This window comes from Pseudomonas sp. R4-84 (genome assembly GCF_054130985.1).
The window spans coordinates 1988432-2009896 of the sequence record NZ_CP096390.1 but is presented as its reverse complement, the minus strand read 5'-3'; the positions used below and the strand labels follow the sequence as shown (position 1 = coordinate 2009896).

The following is a 21465-nucleotide window of genomic DNA, read 5'->3' as shown; positions in this document are numbered from 1 at the left end:
GACCGGGCTCGAACCCGCGAGCCTCGGCGTGACAGCCCGGATGTTACCGGACGCATTACCGCTCCGCTGCCAAGCCAGGCATGACCCCGACCCGGATAAACTCAGTGAAACCTTAGTTAACGGCTTCTTTCAGCGCTTTACCAGCCTTGAAGCCAGGCTTTTTGGCAGCCGGGATCTCCAGGGTCTTGCCGGTCTGCGGGTTGCGACCGGTGCGAGCTGGACGATCAGTCACGGAGAAGGTACCGAAACCAACCAGAACAACGGAGTCGCCGGCCTTGAGAGCGCCAGTGACGGATTCGATTACAGCGTCCAGCGCACGGCCAGCAGCAGCTTTCGGGATATCAGCGGATGCAGCGATAGCATCAATCAGTTCCGACTTGTTCACTCTAAGTCCCCTTATATCTATTTGAGATGATTCTAAGTTTTTTTGGTGAAAGCAAAAACGAGTGCTGAATGGCCTGCAGACACTTAAGAGCCGCTTTATAACAAGGGCTCTAAAAAACTGTCAAGGAAGCCCCCCAGGCAAATGCGTATTAATGCGTGCTAATTCTTTCCTTAGAGTCAGACTCTCGCTTTTCTTCCTTCGCGACAATCTCCGGAGCCACATCCGGCAAGGGCTCCGGCGCGTATTGCAGCGCAATTTGCAGGACTTCGTCAATCCATTTAACCGGTTTGATCTGAAGATCCTGCTTAATGTTGTCAGGAATTTCCTTCAGATCGCGCACGTTCTCTTCGGGAATGATCACAATCTTGATCCCACCCCGGTGAGCCGCCAGCAGTTTTTCCTTCAAGCCGCCAATTGCCAGGACCTGACCGCGCAGGGTGATTTCACCCGTCATCGCAACATCGGCACGCACCGGAATGCCGGTAAGCGCGGAAACCAAGGCGGTGCACATGCCCACGCCGGCACTCGGTCCGTCCTTGGGCGTTGCCCCCTCCGGCATGTGGATGTGGGTGTCGCGTTTCTCATGGAAATCCAGCGGGATGCCCAGGCTCCGCGCACGGCTGCGGACAACCGTCAGCGCAGCCGTGATCGATTCCACCATCACATCGCCCAGGGAACCGGTCTTGATCAACTGGCCTTTTCCGGGCACCACGGCGGCTTCGATCGTCAGCAATTCGCCACCCACCTGCGTCCACGCAAGGCCGGTCACCTGGCCAATCTGGTCCTGCTGTTCGGCAAGGCCGTAGCGGAATTTACGCACGCCCAGGAAGTGCTCCAGCAGGTCCGAAGTGACCTTGACCGCGAAGCGTTTTTCCAGGGCGTGTTCCTTCACGGCCTTGCGGCAAACCTTGGCAATCTGCCGCTCAAGGCCCCGCACACCCGCTTCGCGAGTGTAGTAGCGGATGATGTCGCGGATTGCTTCCTCGTCGAATTCCAGCTCGCCCTTCTTCAGGCCGTTGGCCTGGATCTGCTTGGGCGAAAGGTATTTGACGGCGATGTTGATCTTCTCGTCCTCGGTGTAGCCCGGCAGACGGATCACCTCCATCCGGTCCAGCAACGCTGGCGGGATGTTCATGGAGTTGGAGGTGCAGAGGAACATCACGTCCGACAAGTCGTAGTCGACTTCAAGGTAGTGATCGTTGAAGTTGTGATTCTGTTCGGGATCGAGGACCTCCAGCAACGCAGAAGCTGGGTCGCCGCGCATGTCGCTGCCCATCTTGTCGATTTCGTCCAAGAGGAACAGCGGGTTGCGCACGCCGACCTTTGTCATTTTTTGAATCAATCTTCCTGGCATCGAACCGATGTAGGTACGGCGATGACCACGGATTTCCGCCTCGTCGCGCACGCCGCCAAGGGCCATGCGTACGAACTTACGGTTAGTGGCGTGGGCAATCGACTCTGCCAGAGAGGTTTTACCCACCCCTGGAGGACCGACCAGGCACAACACCGGACCACGAATTTTCTTCACGCGCTTTTGCACAGCGAGGTATTCGAGGATGCGTTCCTTGACCTCTTCCAGACCGTAGTGGTCGGCATCGAGGATATCCTCGGCACGCGCCAGGTCCAGACGTACCTTGCTCTGGGCTTTCCATGGCACCTGGACCAGCCAATCAATGTAGGAGCGCACCACGGTGGCTTCCGCCGACATCGGCGACATCTGCTTGAGCTTGTTCAGTTCGGCCTGGGCCTTGGCAAGGGCATCCTTCGGCAGGCCGGCGGCATCGATGCGCTTCTTCAGCTCTTCGATTTCGTTGTGACCTTCGTCACCATCGCCGAGCTCTTTCTGAATGGCCTTCATCTGCTCGTTCAGGTAGTACTCGCGCTGGCTGCGCTCCATCTGTTTCTTGACGCGACCACGAATGCGCTTCTCAACCTGCAGCAGATCGATCTCGCCATCGAGCAATGCCAATACATGCTCGACACGGGCTGAGAGATCGATGATCTCGAGGATTTCCTGCTTCTGCTCGATCTTGAGGGCCATGTGAGCCGCCATCGTGTCGACCAGGCGTCCTGGCTCGTCGATGCTGTTAAGCGACGATAGCACCTCGGCAGGCACCTTCTTGCCCAGCTGAACGTACTGTTCGAACTGCGACAGCAGGCTGCGGACAAACACTTCGGACTCACGCTCTGGTGCATCGACTTCATCGATGAGCGAGACTTCGGCACGGCAGTGACCATCCACCTCGCTGAAACGCTCGACCGCCCCTCGCTGCTCGCCTTCAACCAGCACTTTTACCGTGCCATCGGGAAGCTTGAGCAACTGCAGGACCGTTGCAATCGTACCTACGCGATAAAGTGCGTCTTCGCCGGGATCATCGTCGGCAGGATTTCTCTGAGCGATCAGAAGAATCTGCTTATCACCCGTCATCGCGGCCTCGAGGGCTTCGATGGACTTCTCGCGCCCCACGAACAGCGGGATAACCATGTGCGGATATACCACGACATCGCGCAATGGCAGGAGAGGCAATTCGATGGTTGTCTTCATGATTTCGCCTCTACGGCGGCCATAAGGCCGTAAACAGATGGAAGTAAGCTTGAAACCAAGATGGGGGCAGCCTTCAAAAAAAACAAGCGCTAACACGTCTAAAACGCGCTAATAGCAAAGGGGCCCGAAGGCCCCTTCTTTTATTTCAACTGCGGGACACTCACGCGTCCGGCGCAGCCTTGGCAGCCGGCTCACTGTTTTCGTAGATATACAGTGGCTTGGACTTGCCTTCGATGACACTTTCGTCGATCACGACTTTGCTCACCTCGGATTGCGAGGGGATTTCATACATCGTATCGAGCAGCACACCTTCAAGAATCGAGCGCAACCCACGGGCACCGGTCTTGCGTTCCAGGGCTCGTTTGGCAACCGACTTCAGCGCGTCCGAACGGAACTCAAGGTCTACGCCTTCCATTTCGAACAGCTTGGCGTATTGCTTGGTCAGGGCGTTTTTCGGCTCGGTCAGAATCTGCATCAATGCTGCTTCATCCAACTCGTCCAGGGTCGCCAGGACCGGCAGACGACCGACGAATTCAGGGATCAGGCCGAACTTGACCAGATCGTCAGGCTCGACTTCACGCAGGGATTCACCGACCTTCTTGCCCTCTTCCTTGCTGCGGACTTCGGCGTTGAAACCGATGCCACCACGGGTCGAACGGTTCTGGATGACCTTTTCGAGGCCAGAGAACGCACCACCGCAGATGAACAGGATGTTACGGGTGTCGACCTGCAGGAACTCCTGCTGCGGATGCTTGCGACCACCCTGGGGCGGTACGGAAGCGACCGTGCCTTCGATCAACTTGAGCAAGGCCTGTTGCACGCCCTCGCCGGAAACATCCCGGGTAATGGACGGGTTATCTGACTTGCGGGAAATCTTGTCGATTTCATCGATGTAGACAATGCCCATCTGGGCCTTTTCCACGTCGTAGTCGCACTTCTGCAACAACTTCTGAATGATGTTCTCGACGTCCTCACCCACATAACCCGCCTCGGTGAGGGTGGTTGCGTCGGCGATGGTGAACGGAACGTTCAGCAAGCGGGCCAGGGTTTCTGCAAGCAGGGTCTTACCCGAGCCCGTAGGGCCGATCAGCAGGATGTTGCTCTTGCCGAGTTCGACCTCGTCATTCTTTTTGTCACGCTGGTTCAGGCGCTTGTAGTGGTTGTACACCGCTACGGCCAGTACCTTTTTCGCGCGTTCCTGACCGATAACATACTGGTCAAGGATGCCGCTGATTTCTTTAGGCGAAGGCAACTTATGCGCGCTGCTTTCGGCCTGGGCTTCCTGCACCTCCTCGCGGATGATGTCATTGCACAGGTCGACGCACTCGTCGCAAATGAAGACCGAGGGACCGGCAATCAATTTGCGTACTTCATGCTGGCTTTTGCCACAGAAGGAGCAATAAAGCAGTTTGCCGTTGTCCTCGCCGTTGCGGGTGTCAGTCATTCGATCGATCCAAATCCGATAGGCTTGCAACACAAGATGAAGGCAATTGCGGGCTTTTTCAAGCCCGCAGGCGGCCGGTCATCCCAACCACCTGCATTTTGAGCGGCTTAGGCAGGCATTTGACGCTTGTTGATCACAGAGTCGATCAGACCGTATTCGGCCGCACGCTCAGCGCTCATGAAGTTGTCACGCTCGGTGTCACGCTCAATGGTTTCGAGGCTTTGGCCGGTGTGATGGGCCAGCAACGAATTCAGGCGCGAGCGAATATGCAGAATTTCCTTGGCATGGATATCGATGTCCGACGCCTGGCCCTGGAAGCCGCCCAATGGCTGGTGGATCATCATGCGCGAGTTAGGCAGGCAGTGGCGCTTGCCCGCTGCGCCGCCGGCGAGCAGGAACGCACCCATGCTGCAGGCTTGGCCGATGCAGATGGTGGACACGTCAGGCTTGATGAACTGCATGGTGTCGTAGATCGACATGCCCGCAGTCACCGAACCGCCGGGAGAGTTGATGTACAGATGGATATCCTTGTCCGGGTTTTCCGCCTCAAGGAACAGCAACTGCGCCGCAACCAGGTTGGCCATGTAGTCTTCGACGGGGCCGATCAGGAAGATGACGCGCTCCTTGAGCAGGCGCGAATAGATGTCATAGGCACGTTCGCCACGGGCGGACTGCTCGATAACCATAGGGACCAGGCCGCCTGCGGCCTGGATGTCAGAGCTCTGCTGATAAAAAGAATTGCGGGACATGTCTCGCAGTCACTCCCAAATAGTTATGTCTTGAATACGCATAAGCCAGCGCGAAGGCTGGCTTATGGTGTGTATTTCTTACCGCAGAACCATCAATCGGCTTGTGGAGCTTCCACCGGCTTGACCGCTTCTTCGTAAGAGACCGCTTTGTCGGTCACGCTAGCTTTCTGCAGAACAGTATCCACAACTTGTTCTTCCAGCACAACCGAACGGACTTCGTTCAGCTGCTGCTCGTTCTTGTAGTACCAGGACACCACTTGCTCAGGCTCTTGGTAGGCCGAGGCCATTTCCTGGATCAGCTCGCGCACGCGGGCTTCGTCAGGCTTGAGTTCGAATTGCTTGACCACTTCGGCGACGATCAGGCCCAGTACCACGCGGCGCTTGGCCTGCTCTTCGAACAGCTCGGCCGGCAGTTGGTCTGGCTTGATGTTGCCGCCGAACTGTTGAACGGCCTGTACGCGCAGACGGTTCACTTCGTTATCCAGCAGGGCCTTTGGCACTTCGATCGGGTTGGAAGCCAGCAGGCCGTCCATGACCTGGTTCTTGACCTTGGACTTGATGGCCTGGCGCAGCTCACGCTCCATGTTCTTGCGAACTTCGGCGCGGAAACCTTCCAGGCCGGTTTCCTTGATGCCGAACTGAGCGAAGAATTCTTCGTTCAGCTCAGGCAGCTTCGGCTCGGAAACACTGTTGACGGTCACGGTGAACTCGGCGGCTTTGCCAGCCAGGTCCAGGTTCTGGTAGTCCTCGGGGAAGGTCACGTTCAGGACGCGCTCTTCACCGGCCTTGGCGCCAACCAGGCCGTCTTCGAAGCCTGGGATCATGCGACCCGAGCCCAGCACCAGCTGGGTAGCCTTGGCGGAACCGCCAGCGAATACTTCGCCGTCGACCTTGCCGACGAAATCGATGTTCAGCTGGTCTTCGTTCTGGGCGGCACGGTCGGTCGCTTCGAAGCGGGTGTTCTGCTTGCGCAGGATATCCAGCATCTTGTCCAGGTCGGCGTCCGAAACGTCGGCGCTCAGGCGCTCAACGGCAATGGATTCGAAACCGGCAACGGTGAACTCAGGGAACACTTCGAACGTGGCGACGAACTCGAGGTCCTTGCCTTTTTCCAGCACTTTAGGCTCGACGGAAGGAGCGCCAGCCGGGTTCAGCTTCTGCTCGACCACTGCTTCGTAGAAAGAAGACTGGATCACGTCGCCCACGGCTTCCTGGCGCGCATCAGCTTCGTAACGCTGACGGATCACGCTCATTGGCACTTTGCCTGGGCGGAAACCTGGGATTTTGGCCTTTTGGGCAGTCTGCTGCAGACGCTTGTTGACCTGAGTCTCGATACGCTCAGCTGGCACGGTGATGCTCATGCGGCGCTCAAGAGCAGAAGTATTTTCAACAGAAACTTGCATGGATATTCCTCGTTGCACAGACGTTGGCCGGGCGTTTCCGACCCCAGAATCAAGGGCATGCATTCTAGTAGGTCAAACTCAAGAAGTCACCCTACTGAAAACGCGCGGGAAACAGGCGCCGGGTTTAGAAGCGGAGCAATCAGTCATGCCCCGCCCGGTTTGCAAATAAAGTCGATCCTCGCCAGGGCTCTGCACGGCGCTTCTATATATAGAAGCGCCGCCCTCGAGCACTTGGCGTATGGCCTCCACGAAGAGACCGACGGACATGCCAAGCATCATCACGAAACACAATCGCGACGAATCGCCCTGTGTCCGCATGAAAAAAAACCGGACATGAGTCCGCGAATAAAACAAAAACGGCGCAGCCCTTTTCAGGTTCTGCGCCGTTCTCTGCTAATTAAATAGCGACTTGTATGGTGCGGACGGAGAGACTCGAACTCTCACACCTTGCGGCGCTGGAACCTAAATCCAGTGTGTCTACCAATTCCACCACATCCGCGTATCAAGCTTTTAAAGCAAAGGCGCCAGACTGTTAAATCTGGCGCCTTTCTAGAATATGGGGTGGACGATGGGGATCGAACCCACGACAACGGGAGTCACAATCCCGTGCTCTACCAACTGAGCTACGCCCACCATATTGCCTTGTTGCCTTACTTGTGCCAAAGCTGCCTAATGGCGCACCCGGCAGGACTCGAACCTGCGACCATCCGCTTAGAAGGCGGATGCTCTATCCAGCTGAGCTACGGGCGCCTTTTTAATCTGTATTCTTGGACGATTACAAACTAAGTGCTTTCAGTTTTACCGAGTTGAAACATCCAACTCCGCTCCACCTTCTTAACCAGTGCTAGGCTGTGCCCGACAAGTGCGACGAATGTTATAGACGGCCCGATAGGTCGTCAACTCTTTTTTAAAAAAAATTCATTTAATTAAAGGGGTTAGGGGAATTTACAGACCAAGCGCCTTTGCCCTCACGCCTCGGCATGCGAGAATGCGCTCTCTTTTTTTCCCCTCTCGATGGTTAACCACGCGCAATGACTGCACAACTTATCGACGGCAAATCGATCGCCGCCAGCCTGCGCCAGCAGATCGCCCAACGAGTCACCGAGCGCCGCCAGCAAGGCCTGCGCACGCCCGGCCTTGCGGTGATCCTGGTCGGCAGCGATCCTGCCTCTCAGGTTTATGTCTCGCACAAGCGTAAAGACTGTGAAGAGGTCGGCTTCCTTTCCCAGGCCTACGACCTGCCTTCCGAAACCACTCAGCAAGCGCTGGCCGATCTGATCGACCGCCTGAACGACGATCCGAACATCGACGGTGTTCTGCTCCAGTTGCCGCTGCCTGAACACCTGGACGCCTCCAAGCTTTTGGAACGTATCCGTCCGGACAAAGACGTCGACGGTTTCCACCCTTATAACGTCGGCCGCCTCGCCCAACGCATTCCATTGCTGCGCCCCTGCACGCCCAAGGGCATCATGACCTTGCTGGAAAGCACCGGGGTGGATCTTTACGGGCTCGATGCCGTGGTCGTGGGCGCCTCCAACATCGTCGGTCGCCCAATGGCGATGGAATTACTGTTGGCTGGCTGCACCGTCACCGTGACCCACCGCTTCACCAAGGACCTGGCCGGCCACGTCGGCCGTGCCGATCTGGTGGTGGTTGCCGCCGGCAAGCCTGGCCTGGTCAAAGGCGAATGGATCAAGGAAGGCGCCATCGTGATCGACGTGGGCATCAACCGCCAGGACGACGGCAAACTGGTAGGCGATGTGACCTACGAGACCGCCCTGCCCCGCGCCGGTTGGATCACACCGGTTCCCGGTGGCGTCGGCCCGATGACCCGTGCCTGCCTGTTGGAAAACACGCTGTACGCGGCCGAGACGCTTCATAGCTGATAAAGGCCTCGACGCAACCTGTGGGAGCGAGCTCGCTCGTGATAGCGGTGGACCAGCCAGCATATCCGTTGACTGAAACCTACCTATCGCGAGCAAGCTCGCTCCCACAGTGTTTTCAGCTGCCAACATCCGATCCAACCCGTGACGCTCGAATTACATTTTTTTCAGATTCGATTCGCCAGAATCCCCGTCCATTAAACTTTATTTATTCAAGCGTCCCGGTGGCAGCGGCATATGGCGCTGTCATCGCCCATACTCATAAAATGCGGCGCTTTTTCAACACGCCCCGCTCAACGGCACCCTTAACTCAATCGAGTCTACTCGCGTGAAAATCCGTCTTTCGATCATCAGTCTGTTTTTCGCCTTTACAGGGACTTTCATCGCGCACAACGTCAGTGCCCAGGAAACCATCGCTGCTCCACGGGACACTTCCAAACTGCAAGTCGCATCCGGCAGCGCCATCCTGTTGGACTTGCAGACCGACAAGGTGGTGTATTCCAGCAGTCCGGATGTCGTGGTGCCGATTGCATCGGTAACCAAGTTGATGACCGGCCTGATCGTGCTGGACGCCAAGCAGAACCTGGATGAATACATTTCCATGACCATCGCGAACACACCGGAAATGAAAGGCGTGTTTTCCAGGGTCAAGCTCAACAGCGAACTGTCCCGCCGGGATACGTTGCTGATCGCATTGATGTCGTCGGAGAATCGAGCCGCCGCCAGCCTTGCCCATCATTACCCAGGCGGTTATGCGGCGTTCATCGCGGCGATGAACGCCAAGGCCAAGGCCCTGGGCATGACCAGCACCCATTACGTCGAACCCACCGGCCTGTCAATCCACAACGTGTCGACGGCCCGGGACCTGACGAAGCTGCTGATCGCCGCGCGCAAATACCCCTTGCTGAGTGAGCTGAGCACCACCAAGGAAAAGACTGTAACGTTCCGCAAACCGGTCTACAGCCTGGGCTTTCGCAACACCGATCACCTGGTGCACAAGGCCAATTGGGATATTCAACTGACCAAGACCGGCTTCACCAATCAGGCGGGTCACTGCCTCGTATTGGTGACCAAGATGGGCAATCGTCCGATGGCACTGGTCATCCTCGATGCGTTTGGCAAATACACCCACTTTGCCGACGCAAGCCGCATCCGTAGCTGGGTCGAGACCGGCAAAAGCGCCAGCGTCCCGGCTGTGGCCTTGCAATACAAAGCCGCTAAGAACCTCAAGAGTCGCCAGAGCGGTGTGGTGGAAGCGTCTAAATAAGGCGCGATACATCACACATGAATAGCCCCGACTCGTCGGGGCTATTTGCATTCAGGGCTTCAAATCACCCAGCGGATCATAAGGCCGGGAAGAAGGCGGTTCCTCGTCGTCCTCATCCTGGGGTGCCTTGGCCGGCCCTATCGGATCGACCTGGGGATCGTCGAGGTCCGGAGAGTCGGGATCGAATCCCAAGTCATCGTCACCGGACGAATGTTCGGAAGAATGCGGTCCCGAAGGTGTTTTCGATTGTGCCATTGCTGCCTCCTTGGATCATGGCCTGGAAACTCCAGGCCTTGACGGTAAGAACCCGAGGCACGCCGGGTCGTGCCCGCCAGGTGACGAACGGGGCAGCGCTCAGCGGGCGGTGCCCAAAGCCTTGGTGGCGCGCGCGGCTGCCTGTTCCTGCCCTGCTCCGGCCAACTCATCGGCGGCCTTCAACCAGCGCTTCGAATCGACATTGGCCGGCAACTGCCCCGGTTGCTGGACCAAGACTGCCCAACCGCCAGCGCCTTTGAAAGCCGATTCGAACGCACCGAAACTCATCGAGGAGCGCCGATTCATCCCTGAACGCAGCAGTACGGTGCGCTTGTGCCGGTTATAACCCACGAGGATTGCGTAGCGCGGCTCAGCCCAGAACGCCGAGCCGTCGGTATAGCGCAGCAACACCGGATAACCGGCAGCCACCTGTTCGAGCAACGCGCCAAGCTCAGCCTCCAGGGGATACACCACCAGCCCATGTTCACGTGCCAGGGTTTGCAGGTTCCGCTGTAAACGGGCCTCGCCGCCGGGCAGGTGCAGCGGCTTCTCCAACAACCCTGGGGTAGTCACTGTGCCTTGCAACGTCAATAGGGCCGCCAGGGATTGCGGCGCGCCCTGGAACATTTCGCCACGAAAGAACGGCACGCTGTTGAGTTCTACCCGTTCAGGCAGTCGCTTTACTTGCGGCGACACACTTCCCGCGCATCCCGCCAGGGCGGCGAGACACGCCGTCGCGAATACCAGTGATCGAAAAGATGAAATTACTGGCAACATGATGACTCTCTTATTCAGACAGCCCCGGCATCAAGGCCGGGCTTGGGCCGACGATGATAAGACGCGTGCCGGCCCGGGTATAGCCATAAGCGACAGTTTCGACACCGTGATAGAACCAACCGATTCTTTGCACATGCAAGATATCGACTGCCCGTAACACTTGAGCGACTAGACTGTCCATTGTAAGAGTGCATTGCCCGGTCTGGGCAGAAGGAGGCACAGATGAGCCTGATGACGACTATTCTGATGCTGGTTTTCGGCTGGTTGAGCGTAGCGGCAGCCATGTTGTGGGGGGTGTTGCGAATCGCCCGTCGCCACCATCCCGCACCAACACGAGAAATGCAGCAGACCACTAAATCTTCCAGGCGCCACGCCACCGCGCACTAGGGCCTGCAGAAATGTGATCGCGAAGGCCAGACAACGCGAAACGGGGCGAGGAAGCGCAGTGTCCTGAAGTACATGAGCATTCCGAACCTCGTTCAACGCAGTCTGGGCGAGTGCGGATACGTTTCGTATAGGGCCTAGAGCGTCACCATGAAAAAAGCCGCCCGGGCGTTAACCCGGGCGGCTTTTGTCTGCCTTGGATCAGGCTTCGTCGACCAAGACCTTCTGCTTGGCGCGACGGGACATCATGTTCAACACCTCGATAGCCGCCGAGAAGGCCATTGCCGCGTAGATATAGCCCTTGGGCACGTGGGCACCGAAGCCTTCCGCGATCAGCGTCATGCCGATCATGATCAAGAAGCCCAGGGCCAACATGACCACGGTGGGGTTGTCGTTGATGAATTTCGCCAGCGGCTCGGCGGCCAGCAGCATCACCAATACCGAGACCACGACGGCAATAATCATGATCGGCAAGTGCTCGGTCATGCCCACCGCCGTGATGATGCTGTCAATGGAGAACACCAGGTCAAGCATCAGGATCTGACCGATCGCAGCGGCAAACCCCAGGGTCACGCCGGAAGTGGCCGACTTCGGATCATTGGGCGCCGGGTCCATGCTGTGATGGATCTCGGTGGTCGCCTTCCACAACAGGAACAGGCCGCCGGCGATCAGGATCATGTCCTTCCAGGAAAACGCCTGGCCGAGAATCTCGATGACAGGCTCCGTCAATTGCACGATGAAGGCGATGGTGCTCAGCAGACCCAGGCGCAGGATCAACGCCATGCCGATGCCAATCCGCCGCGCCTTGGCACGGTGTTGCTCGGGCAACTTGTTGGTCAGGATCGAAATGAAGATCAGGTTATCGATGCCGAGCACGATTTCCATGACGACGAGGGTTGCCAGAGCAATCCAGGCGGTGGGGCTGGCGGCGAGCTGTAACAGATAATCCATGGGTCAGTCCTGACTCGATTTGACGGGTTAGAGGGTGTGGGTAGCGGGTTCGGATTCTTCAGCGTCCTTCTCCGGCGCTTTCTTGGGGCTGATCAGCCCGCCGGTGGCGTCACTGAGGGCTTGCTCGGCGGCCTTGTGCGTATCGTCGATGGCCTGCTTGGCCGTTTCGACAGCTTGCTCCTTCAACTGCTCGGCCAATTGTTGGGCGCTTTTTTCCGCTTGTTCGCAGCCCACCAGGGCCATCGAGGAAAATGCCAGCAAGGCTGCAAGCCCCAGGGTTCTATACGTCATGCACATTGCCTCTCAGAGAATAGACGGAGCACGAAAGATGGCTCACCGATGGCCCGGAATTCTAGAGAGGGAAATACTTCAGGAAAATTCGTATTTTCAGCGGCTATACTTCGGTTTTTACGAAGCGGCGAGAATCATGCTCAATTATCGACAGCTGCATTATTTCTGGGTCGTGGCGAAAACCGGCAGCATCGTGCGGGCCTGCGAGCAACTGAACCTGACGCCGCAAACCATCAGCGGGCAAATCTCATTGTTTGAACAGACCTACAACATCAAGCTGTTCCGCCGAGTCGGACGCCAGTTGGAACTGACCGAGGCCGGCCGCCAGACGCTGCCTTACGCCGAGCACATGTTCCAACTGGGCGGCGAACTGGAGCTGATGCTGCGGGCTCAACCCAACGAGCAGCAAACGCTGTTCCGGGTCGGGGTGGCGGACGTCGTGCCCAAATCCATCGTTTATCGGCTGTTGGCACCTACCATGGAATTGAGCGAGCCGCTGCGCATTACCTGCCGGGAAGACAAGCTCGAACGGCTACTGGCCGACCTGGCGATCCAGCGCCTGGATCTGGTGATTTCCGACAGTCCGATGCCAAGTCATCTGGATATCAAGGGTTACAGCCAGAAACTGGGGGAATGCGGAATCAGCTTTTTCGCCACCCCGGCGTTGGCCGAACATCATGGGCAGGACTTCCCCCACGGCCTGCATGACGCCCCGCTGCTGATCCCCGGGCCGGAGACAGTCGTGCGCAGCCGGCTGCAACGCTGGTTCGCTGAACAGCAGATCCAACCGCGCATCGTCGGTGAATTCGATGACAGCGCATTGATGCAGGCGTTTGGGCAATCCGGCAGCGGGATCTTCATCGGTCCCAGCGTGATCGCTGAAGAAGTCCAACAGCAATACGGGGTACAGGTGATCGGCCAGACCGATGCGGTGAGCGAGTCTTTCTACGCCATCTCCGTGGAGCGCAAGGTCAGCCACCCGGGCATCGTCGCGATCGCCGAGGGGGCGCGGCGCGAGCTGTTCAGCGCTTAGTGCTGCACACAGGCGGCGCGGGGCTTGAACGTCATCAGCAATAACGCCAGCAGGATCGACACCAGAATGAACCCGGCCGCGGCGAAACCGACCTTACCCAGCCCAAGGGTATCGATGACCCGACCGCCAACCATCGCGCCCAGGCCTATACCCAGGTTCGCCCCCGCGATATTCAGCGACGCGGCAAAGGCCGGAGCTTCTGGTGCGGCCTTCATCAGCCGGACATGGCTGACCAAAAACAGCGCCGCCTGGGTCACGCCCCATATGCCAAGGGCGGCGGCCAGCCCAAGAGTCGAATGGATACTCGGCACCAGCGCGACCATGCCGCCGATCATGAACAGGCAGAACACCATCGAGGCGATCAAGGGATGCCGGTCCACCGCGCGACCGCCCAGGGAATTGCCGAGCAGGCCTACCGCGCCGAAACCCATCAGGCACCAGCCCACCAGCGTGCCATCGAAGCCGGCCAGGCGTTCAAGGATATCCGCGAGGTAGGTGTAGGCGGTGAACATGCCGCTGAACACCAGGATCGACAACAACACATGCCCTTGCATCAACGGGCTGTGCAGGATCTTGAATTGAGAGCGAAAGCTCACCTGGTGTTGATGCAGATTTGTCCTAGGCAAGTAGATGAACAGCAGCAGCGCCTTGGCGAACGCAATGACGGCCAGGATCGCAAAGGCGCTTCGCCAGCCGAATGCATCGCTGATCAGCGTACCCACCGGGATACCAAACACCGTGGCGCAGACGATACCGAAGCCGATCCGGGCGATGGCCCTCCCGGCGAACTGCGGCCCGACTATGTCCACTGCCGTTTCGCTGGCCAATGCCCAGAACACAGGCAAGCCTAGGGCCGGGATCAATCGGGCAACTGCCATGACCCAGATGTTGGGCGCCAGCGCCGCCAGGGTGTTGGCCAACGCGAACATCACCAGCACGCTGATAAACAATTTGCGCCGTTCAACCCGGGCGAACCAGGCGGTGAGGAACGGCCCGAACGCCGCGACAGTAAACGCAAACAACGTCACTAACAGCCCCGCCTGGGGAATGGTGACGTGCAGGTCGCGGGCAATGGAAGGCAGCAGGCCGACGATGATGAATTCCGTGGTCAACACCGTAAAACCGGCAGCGGACAACAGGAAAATGGGTAACAGCATGCGCGACTCCGGGGAAAACGACGACACCAGCGATAGCCATAGGCCCGCTGGCGGTATTGAAAAGTGAGAAGGACAAAGCCTACCAGAATGTGCCCGTCAGAAAAACGTGCTCAAACATGGGGGTGACGGATCGTCACGGGTCCGTCAGATTTTTCGTCGGGCTGTGATAAAGTCCGCGACCTGCAAACGCTCTACCTTCTTTCGGTCCCGTCCATGTGGCCTGCCGGCTTATAGCCCCGTTCGGCTGACCGTTACACATAAAAAAATCAGAGATACCGTTATGACAGCTGTCTCCCCTTCTCCCTTGCACCGCCTCAAAAGCACTGGCCTGGTCACGCAGATCATTATTGGCCTGATCGCCGGTATTGTCCTGGCATGGCTGGCGCCGGACCTGGCGAAATCCACTGAATTCGTCGGCAAGGTTTTTGTGTCCGCGCTCAAGGCGGTGGCACCGATCCTGGTGTTCGTGCTGGTCATGGCCTCGATCGCCAACCATAAGCACGGCCAGGAGACCCATATCCGGCCGATCCTGTTCCTTTATCTGTTGGGTACTTTCGCGGCCGCGGTGGTCGCGGTCATCGCAAGCACGCTGTTTCCCTCCAGCCTCGTGCTGAGCACCCAGGACGTTGCGGTCACCGCACCGGGTGGCATCAGCGAAGTGCTGCAAAGCCTGGCGTTGAGCGTCGTTGACAACCCGGTCCGTGCATTGATGACCGGCAACTTCATCGGCATCCTGGCCTGGGCCATCGGCATGGGCATCGCCATTCGCCATGCCGGCCAAACCACGCGCACTGTGCTCGAAGACCTGTCCAACGGCGTGACCGTGATCGTGCGCCTGGTCATCCGCTTCGCCCCGCTGGGGATTTTCGGGCTGGTGGCCTCGACGCTCGCCACTTCTGGCTTCAGCGCCCTGCTCGGCTACCTGCATCTGCTGATCGTACTGATCGGTTGCATGCTGTTCGTGGCGCTGGTGGTCAACCCGCTCATCGTGTTCTGGAAACTGCGTCGCAACCCTTACCCGCTGGTGTTTACCTGCCTGCGTGAAAGCGGCATCACCGCGTTCTTCACCCGCAGCTCCGCGGCGAACATCCCCGTGAACCTGGAGCTCAGCAGACGCCTCGGCCTGCATGAGGATACGTACTCGGTTTCGATCCCGCTGGGTGCGACCATCAACATGGCGGGCGCCGCCATTACCATCACGGTCCTGACACTGGCCGCCGTGCATACCCTGGGTATCGTGGTGGATATCCCCACCGCCGTGCTGCTCAGTGTCGTTGCCGCCGTCTGCGCTTGCGGTGCTTCCGGGGTCGCGGGCGGGTCGCTGTTGTTGATTCCCCTGGCGTGCAGCCTGTTTGGCATTCCCAGCGAAATCGCCATGCAGGTGGTCGCCGTAGGGTTCATCATCGGCGTGCTGCAGGATTCGGCTGAAACGGCGTTGAATTCGTCCACCGATGTCTTGTTCACGGCGGCGGCTTGCCTGGGTGAAGAAGAGCGGGCGCGGGACGCGGCGTAAACGCTTGGTGGCCTGACAGCCAGCCATAAAAAAGCCCGGGACGGCTCCACCGCCCCGGGCTTTTTCATGCCTGCGGGAGTTAGAACGCGCCCATGTAATCGCGCTTGCCTACTTCCACGCCATTGTGACGCAGCAGTGCATATGCGGTGGTCACGTGGAAGAAGAACTGCGGCAAGCCGTAGGTCAGCAGATAATTCTGGCCAGTGAAGCGTTTTTCCTTCGGCGTGCCCGGACGGGTCACGATTTCGATGCCTTCCTTGCCGTCGATCTGCTGGGCATTGATGCCATCGATGAAAGCCAGCACCTTGGCGATCAATGCCTGCAGCTCAGCGAAGGTGGTCTCGCTGTCGTCATACTTCGGCACTTCGATCTCCGCCAGGCGCGCGGACACGCCCTTGGCGAAGTCCACGGCAATCTGCACCTGGCGTACCAACGGGAACATGTCCGGGAACAGGCGCGCTTGCAAGAGCGCGTTCGGATCGATGTTCTTGGCGGTGGCGTGGGCCTCGGCCTTGTTCAAAACATCGCTCAGGGCATTGAGCATTTGCTTGAAAACCGGGACGGAGGCAGCGTACAGGGAAATAGTCATGGCGATCTCATGGAGTAATGGAAGGAAACGAATCAAACGTAGGCGATTATAGCCACGGCTTGTTGCGCACCTTGTCTTTTATTGCGCAAGGATTAGGCTAGGCGGCTTCCACAGCATAGGGAACGCGCGATGAGCATCGAAGAACAAAGCCCGGCCGAAGAACCGCGGCTCAACAGCACGGAAATCCGCATTCTTGGCGCCCTGATCGAAAAGCAGGCCACCAATCCCGAGACTTACCCCCTCACCCTCAACGCGCTGGTGTTGGCTTGCAACCAGAAAACCAGCCGCGAACCGGTGATGAACCTCAACCCGGGGCCAGTCGGCCAAAGCCTGCGAGCCCTGGAAGGACGTGGTTTCACCCGGTTGGTGATGGGCAGTCGCGCCGACCGCTGGGAGCACCGGGTCGACAAGGCGCTGGAACTGGTGCCGGCCCAGGTGATCCTGATGGGATTGCTGTTCCTGCGCGGCCCGCAGACCGTCAATGAGCTGCTGACCCGCAGCGGCCGCATGCATGATTTCGAGGACACCGAGCAGGTGGTGCATCAGCTGGAGCGCTTGATCGCTCGTGGCCTGGCGTTGCTGGTGCCGCGCCAGGCCGGCCAACGGGAAGACCGTTACATGCATGCCATGGGCGACCCGGCAGACATCGAGGCGATCCTCGCCGCGCGTCACCAGCCGACCGAACGCAGCGCGGCCGGCGGCGTATCGCTGGAGCGTATCGAAGAGCTAGAAGCGCGAATCGCAGCGCTGGAAGAACGGCTGGCACGATTGGAATGACAGGGCCTACACCGCTCGGGCAAACGCCACGGCCTTGTCGAATTGTTCCAGGTTGGGCCGAACGCCGGTGTACAGGACAAACTGCTCCAACGCCTGGATCGCAATGACCTCAAGGCCGGTGATCACCCGTTTGCCTTCCGCTCTGGCATGCACGATCAACGGCGTTTCCGAAGGAATCGCCACGACATCGAACACAGTGTCGGCGGCAGCGATGGCGGCGGGCTCGAATGCCAACAGGTCCGCTTCCGCCCCGCCGGTCATGCCGATCGGCGTTACGTTGATGAGCATCTGCGGCCGTCGGTCACCCAACTCGGCCTGCCATTCGTAACCCAGCGTGTCGGCCAGCGCTCGGCCGGTGGTTTCGTTGCGGGCAACAATCAAGCCGTTTGTATAGCCGCCGTCGCGCAAGGCGCTGGCGACTGCCTTGGCCATGCCACCGCTGCCGCGCAAGGCAAATGTTGACTCCTTGGGCACGGCATGGCTTTGCAACAGTTGCGCGATGGCGATGTAGTCCGTGTTGTAGGCCTTCAAATGACCATTGGTATTGACGATGGTGTTGATCGACTGGATGGCAGCGGCGGAAGGATCCAGCTCATCGACCAAGGCAATGCAGGCCTCCTTGAATGGCATCGACACACCGCACCCGCGGATACCCAGAGCACGGATACCGCCCACTGCCCCGGCCAGGTCCTGGCTGGTGAACGCCTTGTAGTAGAAGTTGAGCCCCAACTGCTCATACAGGTGATTGTGAAAACGCAGGCCGAAATTGCCCGGGCGCCCCGATAGCGACATGCATAGCTGGGTGTCTTTGTTGGGGTTCATCTGCATGTGCGTCTCCTTCAAGCCACTTTCGGATGGACGGGAGTGTCGTCCCGACCGGTTCATCGATGATCAGACACCGTGCGCAGCGAACCGACTCGGTGTTCGTAAAAAAAATCTGTCGCAGACCTTACACAACCTTTACCCAACAGCGCCGCAAATCCTGGGAAAATCGCTGTCATAGCAAGTATCCCCGCGCCCTTATTCGGGTCTGTAGCAGGCCACAGGCGCCGGGGTCGGAACGAGGAAACGCCATGAAACGCAAACTCCCTATCATCGCCCTGCTCGTGGGGGCACTCGCGGTCACCGGCCAGGCATCCGCCCATGGTCGCGGTGGTTGGGAGGGGCCCGCAGTGTTCGGCGCCATCGTCGGCTCTGCCATTGTCGGCTCCGCGCTCATCAACCGAGACCGGCCGGTTTACGTACAACAGCCCGTCTACGTTCAGCCACAGCCGGTCTACGTGCAGCAACCTCCACCGGTCTACTACCAGCCACAGCCGGTGTATATCGAGCAGCCGATCTATTATCGCCCGGCCCCGGTGTATTACGGGCCACCGAGGGGCTATTACTACGGTCCGCCACGTGGGCACTACGGGCGCTGGTAAACGGCCCCTCTAAAGCGAAACAAAAAAAGCAGCCTGTGATTGATCATCACAGGCTGCTTTTTGTTGGGCTGGGGTTTCGCCAAGGCTAGACGTGCTCACCGCTTTTCAATCGCACCGGGCCATGATCCCCAGTGGGATGCTCAGGTGCGGCTACGACGGGAATTTCGTTACCGTCGCAGTCGTGCAACTTGCCGTCGCTGAAATAGTCACCTTCCCGTAGCGCCGCCAGGTCCTGATAACGCAGCACCCGCTCGGTGCCGGCGGCGAATACCGATTGTTGATCGGAGTTGCCGGTGGTGAAGTGGTTGAAGGCCAGGTTCAACATGATGGCCATGATGGCCGATGAGCTGATGCCGGAGTGAAAGATCGTCGCGAACCAGCTCGGAAAATGATCGTAGAAGTTCGGTGCGGCGATGGGAATCATGCCGAAGCCAATGGACGTGGCGACAATGATCAGGTTGACGTTGTTGCGGTAATCGACCTTCGACAGCGTCCGGATTCCGCTGGCGGCAACGGTACCGAACAACACGATACCAGCGCCTCCGAGCACGGAGGTCGGCACGGCGGCGATTACCCGGCCCATGAAGGGCAACAGCCCAAGCACCACCAGGAACACCCCCCCTGTCGCCACCACGAAACGACTCTTGATTCCAGTCACTGCCACCAGGCCGACGTTCTGGGCAAAGGCGCTCTGGGTGAACGATCCGAAGATCGGCGCGATCATGCTCGACAACATATCTGCTCGCAGGCCGTTGCCCAAACGCCGGGAATCGACCTTGGTGTCGATAATCTCGCCCACTGCCAGGATATCGGCCGAGGTTTCCACCAGCGTCACCATGATCACGATGCACATCGACAGAATCGCGGCGATATGAAAGGTTGGCATGCCGAAGTGAAAAGGTGTCGGGAAGCCGAACATTGGCCCCTCACCCACTGACGAAAAATCGGCCATGCCGAGGAACACCGCGATGACCGTACCGATGACCATCGCCAGCAGGATCGATAACCGCGAAATCGTCGCGCTGCCCATCTTGCTCAGCACCAGTACCAACACCAGGGTCACCGCGGCCAGGCCAATGTTGGCCATGCTGCCAAGATCCGGCGCATGGCTGTTGCCGCCCATTGCCCAGCGTGCCGCCACCGGCATCAACGTCAGGCCAATGGTGGTGATGACGATGCCGGTCACCAGAGGTGGGAAAAAACGCGTGATGCGGGAAAACACCGGCGTGATAAGCAGGCCGATCAAGGAGGCGGCAATCACCGCGCCGAGGATGGCCTGGAAGCCGCCCTCCCCACCGGTGCCGACAATTGCAACCATGGTTGCGACGCCGGAGAACGAAACGCCTTGGACCAGCGGCAGTTGGCAACCAAAAAACGGCAGGCCCAGGGTCTGCAACAACGTCGCCAGCCCCCCTGCAAACAACGAAGCCGCGATCAGCAGACCGATGTCGGCCGGGGACAACCCGGCCGCCTGGCCGATGATCAACGGCACCGCGACGATGCCACCGTACATGGTCAGGACATGTTGCAGGCCGTAAGCCATATTCGCGCCGACCCCGAGGTTTTCGTCCTCGGGCCGTGGGAGTGAAACATGGGGCGTTTTCATGGTTCGGGGGTTCCCTGTTTTTTGTTATGCGCACACTGTATTCAAAAGTCAGGACAAATGTCCATAGAGTTGTATACAACTTGTTGCGCATCCGTCGCTGACAGGGAATGCAATTGCTAAACCAAAACGCTCAAGGCATCACACCAACAGCCCTTCGATTGCGGGTCGCAGCAGTTCCCGGGGCGGCACCGTGAGGCTGAATTCATTTTCCAGCAACGTGATCAGCTCATCCGCGTCGTTGATGGTGCGTCGTTCACTTTCGTGCCCGATCCGGTGCACGGCATAGCTGTTGCCGTTGAGCGTCCTACGGAGTCCCTCACCGGTACGGGCGACCATCAGCCTTCCCATGAACGGTGATTCGGGATGGGAGCAGACGTACCAATTGCCCACGGTATAGTCGATTTCCTCCTGGCGTTGCAGGTCGAAAAGGTACATCGGGCGCCATTCATCGCCGACCTGGGCGCGCAGCAGGTAGCCATCCGGGTTGACGTCGATGCGATACGGCTCATGGGGCGTGTGCTGGATATCGCGGCTATCCAGCAAAAGCGGCGCGGTGGGCACCATACCGCCGAAACCGACGTCGGTGATATAGCGCACGCCACTGAGCGTCACCACGCTCAAGCGATGGGTGCGCGCTGTCCAGGCGCCCTCGGCGGCGTTCATCACAACGCGTCCAGTGATGCCCTGGGCATCAAAGCCCAGGGTTTGCAACAGCGCCAGGAACAACTGGTTGAGTTCATAGCAATAACCGCCACGGCCCTGTTCGAAAACCTTCCGCTCGACGGATTCAAGGTCGATGGCGACCGGCTGGCGCAACAGTGTCGAGAGGGTTTCGAAGGGAAACTCGGCCGTATGGCGCCCTTGAAGCTGACGCAGCGTTTCCAGCGTTGGAGGCGGCGCCGTGTCAAAGCCCAGGCGTCGTAGATAGCGACCGGTGTCGCTCAGTCGAGGTTGGCTCATGGGGATGTCCTTTCCTGTCAAGGCAGGGCTTTGGGTTAGCGCGCTGCGATTGGGCAGGTATAAGGCATTTCC

The 21465-nt window shown here is 58.7% G+C and carries 22 protein-coding genes and 3 tRNA genes; 7 read left to right on the top strand and 18 right to left on the bottom strand.

Annotation, left to right across the window (positions count from 1 at the left end; all coding sequences use genetic code 11):
- Window positions 1-112: 112 nt before the first annotated feature.
- The 8 genes from M1D68_RS09335 to M1D68_RS09300 form a co-directional block, all read right to left on the bottom strand.
- Window positions 113-385 (bottom strand): HU family DNA-binding protein, encoded by a 273-nt coding sequence (locus M1D68_RS09335; protein ID WP_003183171.1) that lies wholly within the window; start codon window positions 383-385, stop codon window positions 113-115.
- Between the two features lie 148 nt (window positions 386-533).
- Entirely contained in the window at window positions 534-2930 is a 2397-nt protein-coding gene (lon, locus tag M1D68_RS09330; protein ID WP_039589135.1) for an endopeptidase La, read from the bottom strand.
- 160 nt (window positions 2931-3090) lie between these two features.
- Window positions 3091-4374 (bottom strand): ATP-dependent Clp protease ATP-binding subunit ClpX, encoded by a 1284-nt coding sequence (clpX, locus tag M1D68_RS09325; RefSeq protein WP_024778305.1) that lies wholly within the window; start codon window positions 4372-4374, stop codon window positions 3091-3093.
- 107 nt (window positions 4375-4481) lie between these two features.
- The gene (gene clpP, locus M1D68_RS09320) at window positions 4482-5123 is read right to left on the bottom strand and encodes an ATP-dependent Clp endopeptidase proteolytic subunit ClpP (protein ID WP_003183177.1); all 642 of its coding nucleotides are present in this window, start codon (window positions 5121-5123) and stop codon (window positions 4482-4484) included.
- Window positions 5124-5215: 92 nt separating this feature from the next.
- Entirely contained in the window at window positions 5216-6526 is a 1311-nt protein-coding gene (tig, locus tag M1D68_RS09315; protein WP_420764630.1) for a trigger factor, read from the bottom strand.
- Between the two features lie 414 nt (window positions 6527-6940).
- Window positions 6941-7025, bottom strand: a tRNA-Leu gene (locus M1D68_RS09310).
- A gap of 58 nt (window positions 7026-7083) precedes the next feature.
- Window positions 7084-7159 (bottom strand) — tRNA-His (locus tag M1D68_RS09305).
- Between the two features lie 40 nt (window positions 7160-7199).
- Window positions 7200-7276, bottom strand: a tRNA-Arg gene (locus M1D68_RS09300).
- Between the two features lie 281 nt (window positions 7277-7557).
- On the opposite strand from M1D68_RS09300, the gene folD reads away from it, so the two are divergent.
- The gene (gene folD, locus M1D68_RS09295) at window positions 7558-8412 is read left to right on the top strand and encodes a bifunctional methylenetetrahydrofolate dehydrogenase/methenyltetrahydrofolate cyclohydrolase FolD (protein WP_420764631.1); all 855 of its coding nucleotides are present in this window, start codon (window positions 7558-7560) and stop codon (window positions 8410-8412) included.
- Between the two features lie 325 nt (window positions 8413-8737).
- Window positions 8738-9676: a D-alanyl-D-alanine endopeptidase gene (gene pbpG / locus M1D68_RS09290; protein WP_420764632.1), complete on the top strand. Its 939-nt coding sequence runs from the start codon at window positions 8738-8740 to the stop codon at window positions 9674-9676.
- A 51-nt stretch (window positions 9677-9727) separates the two neighbouring features.
- On the opposite strand, the gene M1D68_RS09285 is transcribed toward pbpG, so the two are convergent.
- The 3 genes from M1D68_RS09285 to M1D68_RS09275 form a co-directional block, all read right to left on the bottom strand.
- Entirely contained in the window at window positions 9728-9931 is a 204-nt protein-coding gene (locus M1D68_RS09285) for a DUF6021 family protein (RefSeq protein ID WP_420764633.1), read from the bottom strand.
- Window positions 9932-10030: 99 nt separating this feature from the next.
- Window positions 10031-10708, bottom strand: a complete 678-nt coding sequence (locus M1D68_RS09280; RefSeq protein ID WP_457970094.1) for a peptidase C39 family protein — start codon at window positions 10706-10708, stop codon at window positions 10031-10033.
- Between the two features lie 10 nt (window positions 10709-10718).
- Window positions 10719-10889, bottom strand: a complete 171-nt coding sequence (locus M1D68_RS09275) for a hypothetical protein (RefSeq protein ID WP_420764635.1) — start codon at window positions 10887-10889, stop codon at window positions 10719-10721.
- Window positions 10890-10930: 41 nt separating this feature from the next.
- Between M1D68_RS09275 and M1D68_RS09270 the strand changes: the two genes are divergently transcribed.
- Window positions 10931-11095 carry a hypothetical protein gene (locus M1D68_RS09270; RefSeq protein ID WP_457970092.1) on the top strand — a complete coding sequence of 55 codons (165 nt, stop codon included), beginning with the start codon at window positions 10931-10933 and terminating at the stop codon, window positions 11093-11095.
- Window positions 11096-11293: 198 nt separating this feature from the next.
- Here M1D68_RS09270 and M1D68_RS09265 read toward each other — a convergent pair whose 3' ends face one another.
- Together M1D68_RS09265 and M1D68_RS09260 are read right to left on the bottom strand one after the other, a co-directional pair.
- On the bottom strand, window positions 11294-12043 hold the full coding sequence (locus M1D68_RS09265; protein ID WP_420764637.1) for a TerC family protein: 750 nt from the start codon (window positions 12041-12043) through the stop codon (window positions 11294-11296).
- 27 nt (window positions 12044-12070) lie between these two features.
- Window positions 12071-12334, bottom strand: coding sequence for a hypothetical protein (locus M1D68_RS09260; RefSeq protein ID WP_420764638.1), 264 nt, complete (start codon window positions 12332-12334; stop codon window positions 12071-12073).
- Window positions 12335-12470: 136 nt separating this feature from the next.
- On the opposite strand from M1D68_RS09260, the gene nhaR reads away from it, so the two are divergent.
- A complete protein-coding gene (gene nhaR / locus M1D68_RS09255; RefSeq protein ID WP_420764639.1) occupies window positions 12471-13367 on the top strand; it encodes a transcriptional activator NhaR in 897 nt (298 codons plus the stop codon).
- Here the strand turns inward: nhaR and M1D68_RS09250 are convergent.
- Entirely contained in the window at window positions 13364-14524 is a 1161-nt protein-coding gene (locus M1D68_RS09250) for an MFS transporter (protein ID WP_434563331.1), read from the bottom strand. The two genes, nhaR and M1D68_RS09250, sit on opposite strands and share 4 nt — an antisense overlap.
- Window positions 14525-14804: 280 nt before the next feature.
- Between M1D68_RS09250 and sstT the strand changes: the two genes are divergently transcribed.
- Window positions 14805-16037, top strand: coding sequence for a serine/threonine transporter SstT (sstT, locus tag M1D68_RS09245; RefSeq protein ID WP_434563329.1), 1233 nt, complete (start codon window positions 14805-14807; stop codon window positions 16035-16037).
- A gap of 79 nt (window positions 16038-16116) precedes the next feature.
- Here sstT and M1D68_RS09240 read toward each other — a convergent pair whose 3' ends face one another.
- Window positions 16117-16626, bottom strand: coding sequence for a DUF1993 domain-containing protein (locus M1D68_RS09240; RefSeq protein WP_457970090.1), 510 nt, complete (start codon window positions 16624-16626; stop codon window positions 16117-16119).
- 129 nt (window positions 16627-16755) lie between these two features.
- Between M1D68_RS09240 and M1D68_RS09235 the strand changes: the two genes are divergently transcribed.
- The gene (locus tag M1D68_RS09235; RefSeq protein WP_420764643.1) at window positions 16756-17403 is read left to right on the top strand and encodes a YceH family protein; all 648 of its coding nucleotides are present in this window, start codon (window positions 16756-16758) and stop codon (window positions 17401-17403) included.
- A gap of 6 nt (window positions 17404-17409) precedes the next feature.
- Here M1D68_RS09235 and M1D68_RS09230 read toward each other — a convergent pair whose 3' ends face one another.
- Window positions 17410-18231, bottom strand: a complete 822-nt coding sequence (locus tag M1D68_RS09230) for a shikimate 5-dehydrogenase (protein WP_420764644.1) — start codon at window positions 18229-18231, stop codon at window positions 17410-17412.
- 245 nt (window positions 18232-18476) lie between these two features.
- On the opposite strand from M1D68_RS09230, the gene M1D68_RS09225 reads away from it, so the two are divergent.
- Window positions 18477-18827, top strand: coding sequence for a hypothetical protein (locus M1D68_RS09225; RefSeq protein ID WP_039589121.1), 351 nt, complete (start codon window positions 18477-18479; stop codon window positions 18825-18827).
- An 85-nt stretch (window positions 18828-18912) separates the two neighbouring features.
- On the opposite strand, the gene M1D68_RS09220 is transcribed toward M1D68_RS09225, so the two are convergent.
- Both M1D68_RS09220 and M1D68_RS09215 read right to left on the bottom strand, forming a co-directional pair.
- Window positions 18913-20433 (bottom strand): nucleobase:cation symporter-2 family protein, encoded by a 1521-nt coding sequence (locus M1D68_RS09220; protein ID WP_457970087.1) that lies wholly within the window; start codon window positions 20431-20433, stop codon window positions 18913-18915.
- A 138-nt stretch (window positions 20434-20571) separates the two neighbouring features.
- Entirely contained in the window at window positions 20572-21393 is an 822-nt protein-coding gene (locus M1D68_RS09215) for an arylamine N-acetyltransferase family protein (protein WP_420764646.1), read from the bottom strand.
- Window positions 21394-21465: the final 72 nt, after the last annotated feature.

What these genes read in the sequence shown, in the direction of transcription:
- lon (WP_039589135.1), bottom strand. Translation starts at nt 2,930, where the DNA reads ATGAAGACAACCATCGAATTGCCTCTCCTGCCATTGCGCGATGTCGTG.
- M1D68_RS09280 (WP_457970094.1), bottom strand. Translation starts at nt 10,708, where the DNA reads ATGTTGCCAGTAATTTCATCTTTTCGATCACTGGTATTCGCGACGGCG.
- M1D68_RS09225 (WP_039589121.1), top strand. Translation starts at nt 18,477, where the DNA reads ATGAAACGCAAACTCCCTATCATCGCCCTGCTCGTGGGGGCACTCGCG.
- M1D68_RS09215 (WP_420764646.1), bottom strand. Translation starts at nt 21,393, where the DNA reads ATGAGCCAACCTCGACTGAGCGACACCGGTCGCTATCTACGACGCCTG.
- folD (WP_420764631.1), top strand. Translation starts at nt 7,558, where the DNA reads ATGACTGCACAACTTATCGACGGCAAATCGATCGCCGCCAGCCTGCGC.
- clpP (WP_003183177.1), bottom strand. Translation starts at nt 5,123, where the DNA reads ATGTCCCGCAATTCTTTTTATCAGCAGAGCTCTGACATCCAGGCCGCA.
- M1D68_RS09235 (WP_420764643.1), top strand. Translation starts at nt 16,756, where the DNA reads ATGAGCATCGAAGAACAAAGCCCGGCCGAAGAACCGCGGCTCAACAGC.
- M1D68_RS09285 (WP_420764633.1), bottom strand. Translation starts at nt 9,931, where the DNA reads ATGGCACAATCGAAAACACCTTCGGGACCGCATTCTTCCGAACATTCG.
- M1D68_RS09260 (WP_420764638.1), bottom strand. Translation starts at nt 12,334, where the DNA reads ATGACGTATAGAACCCTGGGGCTTGCAGCCTTGCTGGCATTTTCCTCG.
- M1D68_RS09265 (WP_420764637.1), bottom strand. Translation starts at nt 12,043, where the DNA reads ATGGATTATCTGTTACAGCTCGCCGCCAGCCCCACCGCCTGGATTGCT.
- nhaR (WP_420764639.1), top strand. Translation starts at nt 12,471, where the DNA reads ATGCTCAATTATCGACAGCTGCATTATTTCTGGGTCGTGGCGAAAACC.
- M1D68_RS09270 (WP_457970092.1), top strand. Translation starts at nt 10,931, where the DNA reads ATGAGCCTGATGACGACTATTCTGATGCTGGTTTTCGGCTGGTTGAGC.
- M1D68_RS09250 (WP_434563331.1), bottom strand. Translation starts at nt 14,524, where the DNA reads ATGCTGTTACCCATTTTCCTGTTGTCCGCTGCCGGTTTTACGGTGTTG.
- clpX (WP_024778305.1), bottom strand. Translation starts at nt 4,374, where the DNA reads ATGACTGACACCCGCAACGGCGAGGACAACGGCAAACTGCTTTATTGC.
- tig (WP_420764630.1), bottom strand. Translation starts at nt 6,526, where the DNA reads ATGCAAGTTTCTGTTGAAAATACTTCTGCTCTTGAGCGCCGCATGAGC.
- M1D68_RS09230 (WP_420764644.1), bottom strand. Translation starts at nt 18,231, where the DNA reads ATGCAGATGAACCCCAACAAAGACACCCAGCTATGCATGTCGCTATCG.
- sstT (WP_434563329.1), top strand. Translation starts at nt 14,805, where the DNA reads ATGACAGCTGTCTCCCCTTCTCCCTTGCACCGCCTCAAAAGCACTGGC.
- M1D68_RS09240 (WP_457970090.1), bottom strand. Translation starts at nt 16,626, where the DNA reads ATGACTATTTCCCTGTACGCTGCCTCCGTCCCGGTTTTCAAGCAAATG.
- M1D68_RS09275 (WP_420764635.1), bottom strand. Translation starts at nt 10,889, where the DNA reads ATGGACAGTCTAGTCGCTCAAGTGTTACGGGCAGTCGATATCTTGCAT.
- M1D68_RS09220 (WP_457970087.1), bottom strand. Translation starts at nt 20,433, where the DNA reads ATGAAAACGCCCCATGTTTCACTCCCACGGCCCGAGGACGAAAACCTC.